Source organism: Blastomonas sp. CCH1-A6 (assembly GCF_001556365.1).
In the GTDB taxonomy this organism is placed as follows: Bacteria; Pseudomonadota; Alphaproteobacteria; order Sphingomonadales; family Sphingomonadaceae; genus Blastomonas; species Blastomonas ursincola.
The window spans coordinates 1-2533 of record NZ_LSIS01000462.1; the positions used below are offsets into that span (position 1 = coordinate 1).

The window sequence follows — 2533 nt, forward strand, 5'->3', positions numbered from 1 at the left end:
ACGCTCGCGATAAGACTGGCAACGCGGCTTATCCTGTTCGGTCATGACGCACTCCGTTTGAGCTTGGTGATTATGGCGGCCCGTCGTGCATGTTCCGGCGTGTGCAGTTTGCCATCGCGACCATGCCATGTGAGCCTGCCGTGCATGTGCAGGTCAGCAGGTAGCTCGAAGATGCCTCCGTTCATGAACGGCTCGAGGTCGCGCGGATGCTCGGCAAGGTAAGACAGGATCGCGCCCGCCGTTTCCATGCCACCGACATTGGCTTGGCTTCCGACTGCCGCTGCAACCTTAGCAATGTGCTGAATTACCTCTTGGGCGTCGTAATTCCGGGTCATGACGCACTCCTTGCGCGGATCGCGGCGGCTTCCGGCGAAACCCAGCGCACCAGCACGGTGTAGTTCATCGGATCGCGGAAGGTGGTCGCGACTGCTAGCAGCGTCGTCCCGCGATAAAGCTGCGTCACCTTCCCCCCGCCTTCGACAGGGCGGCTGTTGATTTCGAGGTGCACGAAATCATCTTCGCGCTCGGCTTGGGCAAGTTCCCCGATCCAGTTCCATGCCACCGTTCCGGCACTGTCAGGCGTGCCGCTCTCGTCCTGCGTGCGGTAGGGCAGCGCCCTATCCGGCCCCTCCGCCCTCTCGATCCGGGCGGCTAGTTCGTTGTGGTCTGTCATTACTGCGCACTCCTTGCGGTTGGGTGGGTGGCGAGGCGGGTCAGAACAGGCTCATCTGCTCGTCGTCCGGCTCGCAGAACAGCGTCGAGAGAAAGGTAAGCTGTTGCTGCTGCCACCGGGTCCACGCCATTGCCGGTCGCTCGAAGCCGCTCAATCCGGTGGGCCATCGCATCAATGCCTCGACGAAGATGGGATTCAGCTTCCTCTTGACTGAGGGCTGGTTGGTATTCGGGGTATCGGTCGAGCAGAGCGCGCCAGCTGCCACTGTCGGATGGGCCGGGGATGACGGCGGGTGGAAGAACTGCTCGGCCTGATAGGACAGGATATCCGCCCTTGACTTGCCGTCCTGCCGCGTGATGCTGCCCTGGCTGCTGCCCTTGTGGTTCTGGGCTGCTGGGCCCGCCCACGCCTTCGCCTGGCTCTCCAATCCCAACTGCACCTTCTTGCCGTTGTGATACATCGTCCCGCCGATCTGCTCGGCATGAGCCGTCGAGCGGCCGCCGTTCGGAACCTGCGGGGCCATCCATTCCTTTTGGGGGGCTTCCCACTGCGTAACCTGCATCGACAGCGCCATGCCGCCCTGCCCGTATCGCTTCGTGCGCGTCCCCGTGTCGTCCGCTACCGGCGCCATCCATTCCGCAGCCGCACTTTCCAGCGTCGGATAGACATTCCCGTTCCGATCGCGCTCCCAGCCCCCGCTGGTCACCTTCGCGCTCGGCCAAGATGAACAGTCGCTCCCGGCGCATGGTATTTCCAGTTTCGGCCGAGCTGAATATTCCGACCGCAACGCGGCAGCCCAGTCGCTCCAATGCCGGGATGGCAACGGCAAGCTGTCCGTCCGCGTTCCCCGGCACGTTCTCGCGGAAGAAACGAGGAGCCCCCGTCTGGTCGAAGATGTCGATGGCGCGGTCGAGCAGCCACCGATCGTCGAGCTCGCCGAGCCGCTTTCCGGCAACGCTGTTTCCTTGGCACGGATCTCCCGAAGTGACGATATCCACGAGTCCACCGAACGCTGTGCCGTCGAAGGTTCGAGCGTCGCTCCAGACAGGTGCCGGATGAAGCCACCCCGCTTCCATTGACGCGACCAGGCTTGCGGCGGCAGCTGCTTCCCTCTCCACGTACAGCAGCCCTCGGACAGCCTTTCCGAGATAGCCGTGAGCAAGTTGGAGTCCGAGTTCGAGGCCTCCGACGCCGGCGCAGATTCCGAGGACGTTGAGGGGGGGATGTAGAGCCACATTCATGACCTCTCCAGATAAGCGATTGCGGCGGTGCGATAGGCAAGGTCATCAATGGCTGAGAGCCTGACGTTGCAGCGATGGCAGAGGATGCCGCGAACCTTGCCGGTGGCGTGGCAGTGGTCGATGCAGGGGCGCTCCATAGGGCCGGTGCAGATGGCACACGCCCCGCCCTGCTCGGCAATCATGCGAGCAACGTCCGCAGGCGTCAGCCCGTAGCGCGTCTTGATTTGCCATTTGCGCTTCTGCTCGGTCGGCGGCTTGTGCCCCCGATAACCCTTCTCACGGCGGTATGCGTTCGAGCAGTCACGGCACCAGCTTTGCAGCTTATCGCCGCGACGCTGGAATGCAGTTGCGGGCTTCTGGGTCGAGCAGCGCGCGCAGACCTTAGCGCCGATGCCGGAAAAGCAGGATGCGGCTTTGAGGGCCATCAGCGGTCACCCCGCATACACAGGCGTCCAAAGTTCACGGTGAACCTGCCCTGTGTGCAAACCGAGAACAGACGCGACCATATGCGGCCCGCGTTCCAACGGGTGCCACGGGAAACTGCCATGTGCGGTGAGGTGCAGCGTGTTGACATCGCAGGGGTCGGAAGTTCAATCCTTCCTACGCCCACCAGCCTTCC

General features: G+C 63.2%; 4 protein-coding genes and 1 pseudogene. All 5 read right to left on the reverse strand.

Features of this window, described 5'->3' with window-relative positions; translation table 11 throughout:
- Positions 1-41: 41 nt before the first annotated feature.
- Positions 42-335 (reverse strand): hypothetical protein, encoded by a 294-nt coding sequence (locus tag AX735_RS20605; protein WP_066284307.1) that lies wholly within the window; start codon positions 333-335, stop codon positions 42-44.
- On the reverse strand, positions 332-673 hold the full coding sequence (locus AX735_RS20610; RefSeq protein ID WP_066284311.1) for a hypothetical protein: 342 nt from the start codon (positions 671-673) through the stop codon (positions 332-334). The genes AX735_RS20605 and AX735_RS20610 overlap by 4 nt, the downstream gene beginning before the upstream one ends.
- A gap of 40 nt (positions 674-713) precedes the next feature.
- Positions 714-1379: a hypothetical protein gene (locus AX735_RS26530; RefSeq protein WP_231750199.1), complete on the reverse strand. Its 666-nt coding sequence runs from the start codon at positions 1377-1379 to the stop codon at positions 714-716.
- Positions 1380-1437: 58 nt separating this feature from the next.
- Positions 1438-1914, reverse strand: a pseudogene (locus AX735_RS27120) (DNA cytosine methyltransferase); the annotation flags it as partial.
- On the reverse strand, positions 1911-2339 hold the full coding sequence (locus AX735_RS20620; protein ID WP_066284314.1) for an endonuclease domain-containing protein: 429 nt from the start codon (positions 2337-2339) through the stop codon (positions 1911-1913). The gene AX735_RS20620 and the pseudogene AX735_RS27120, both read right to left, overlap by 4 nt.
- Between the last annotated feature and the right edge of the window lie 194 nt (positions 2340-2533).